At 31.6% G+C, this 2,678-nt stretch carries 1 protein-coding gene; it reads right to left on the reverse strand.

The window, feature by feature from the left end:
• Window positions 1-104 precede the first annotated feature (104 nt).
• A complete protein-coding gene (gene ltrA, locus H9660_RS16005; RefSeq protein ID WP_191751366.1) occupies window positions 105-1,949 on the reverse strand; it encodes a group II intron reverse transcriptase/maturase in 1,845 nt (614 codons plus the stop codon).
• Window positions 1,950-2,678: the final 729 nt, after the last annotated feature.

The raw sequence follows: 2,678 nt of genomic DNA on the forward strand, positions 1-2,678 counted from the left end.
AATAGCGATAGGTAACTCTTTGATGTAATCTCTAAGTTTTCCCCCGCTCCACACCGTACGTGAAACTTTCGCTTCATACGGCGTTCCAACGGATATTCATTACTTTAATTAATAATTAGATTTCCTACTCGCTTCCTTAAACTATTAAGCCTTTTAAATCCATTCTCATTTAAATTCAATCTACTTTTATAATATTCTATAGTTTCCGAATTAGTCGCATGTATTAATTTATGGACTTCACTTTTAACCCATACTAAATTATTATATTCGTCAATACCACCATCACTTTTCATAACTTTATGATGACATTCCATTTCTCCAACTTTTAACCTATCTCCAGTGACAAAACATCTACCACGTTGACCCATCATTAAAGATAATTTATTATCTTCAAATTCTGTACTATTGTGATTATCACTATTGGATAATAAGTAATTTAATAAATTATAGAATTCATTACTCAGTTTATTATGTATTGTTTTTCTGCCTTGTTCAGTATAATTACATATACTTTGAGTAAAACTCATGGCAGGTTCACAAATAACACCGTAAACTGGGAAAATAGTTATGTCATTTATGGTAAAAAATCTATTATGTTTATATCTACCATAAAACTTTTCAAAAGTTGGTGTTAGATTCAATTTTTCCTTCGAATGTTTTTTCAAGCGAGTTTTCAAGCTTTTGAGTATATCTCGATATATTTTCGTAAAATCCTTACAAACATGGCTTGCTATTTTATAATAGTTATGACTCACTAGTATTATCGAATTTAATTTTCTGACTTCTCTACTATTAGTGTCTTTCTGTATAACACATATTTGATTTTTAATTTTACTCTTTGTATTCTCTCTAGCCTTATCAGACATAAAGCTTATACAGACATACTTATTGCTCTTTTTAACTGCTTTGAATTTAAAACCTAAGAATTCCGAATATCTTCGTCTAAGGTTTGTTATCTTAGACTTTTCACTACTAATTTCTAAATCCAATCTCTCCTTAAGCCACATCTTCGTAGCTTTAAAAATTCTTTCTGCTATTTTGAAATCTCTACATAATATTTTAAAATCATCTGCATATCTAACAAAATAGAATTCTTTTAGTTTAGTAGTTTTCATCGCTCTATATTTATGACTGTGATGTTCTGTACCGTTACTTCTTATTCTTACATAGTTATGATTAGTTTCAAATGATTCCCATTGAGAACTTAACCACCAATCCAATTCATTTAATACTATGTTTGACAGTAACGGACTAATAATTCCACCTTGAGGCGTTCCTTTTATTGGGATACCTTCACCTTGTATTTCACAAGTTAGAATTTTATTTATTATACAAATCAAATTTTTATCTTGAATACCCATATTCCAAATTTGTTTCTTTAATTTGCTATGGTTAACATTATCAAAGAATCCTTTAATATCAATATCTACTACATGATGTAGCTTACTATTATTTATTAAATGATTCATTCTAGCTACTGCATGTTTAGTCGACCTATTGGGCCTAAAACCGTAACTATGACTATGAAACTTAGCTTCACAAATTGGTTCCATAACTTGCTTAATACATTGTTGTATTATTCTATCCTCTATACAAGGTATCCCTAAAGGTCTGTTACCACCATTTGGTTTCGGTATTATTACTCTCTTAACTGGCTTAGGTTTATACATCATAATCTTATTCTCTATTCTTTTTATAAACCTTTCAACTTCCATATTTTCAAATATTTCAATTGTTTTACCATCAACTCCTGGTGTTTTAGACCCACTATTACGTTTGATGTTTCTATACGCTAGCAAGATATTATTCCTATCGTATATATATTGCATCAAATCTCTAAATTTATAATTCTTCTTTGATTTATTATAAAGGTCATCATAAACAGATTGATTATTATAATATTCACAATTTCTTAGTAATTGACTTTTCTTGGGTAAGCTTTCCTTCAAGTCTATTACTACCTCCTAGTGATTGCACACCATTAAGGATTCATATCTCTTAGTCATACTCGAACCTTGAAAATTATCTAATTTTTAATTATTTCAAGCTATCCGTCTAATGCCTATCCCTCCATCGATTATTATCTCGACTTCAACAGTACTGTGGCATCGCTCTCATCTAGATTAAAATAAGTTATAGTCTAAGACTTTTCCTTATTAATACTTCACCGATAGTAAAATCTCCATATTCTAGACTTTCCTTGTTCCATCACCGTTATCATAGATTAACCTTAGGTCATTAGTTTGAGCCTGTAAGCTTGATAGTGCCTTTAACACTATATGGACTTTCATAGAAACGAATTTTACTCATCCACACTTACCACGCGACCGCGCCAAACACATTTCTGCGTACTAGGTTATAGACCCTTACATTCCTAATTTCGTCAGTTACCATTGCAACATCCTAACCATAGTTAATCGACTCCCGACCTATCATACTCTCGACCACCTCTGGTTCGCATTTCGTGTATCTAACGCAAAGGTTAGACCTTACGGAGTACTCTCAGCCGACTTCCTCGAGCTTATAACAATAGGTTGTTTACTCAACCTATTGCTATTCGAAGTATTAGAGGAAGCATTTCAAGGCGTTACCCTATCATTCTACTTCTCACAGTGATAGTTCTAATCAATAGATTAGGCTAAGCTTTTCACTTAACAACAAGTCGCACCATTTCTGCC

Source organism: Clostridium gallinarum (assembly GCF_014836325.1).
GTDB lineage: Bacteria > Bacillota > Clostridia > Clostridiales > Clostridiaceae > Clostridium > Clostridium gallinarum.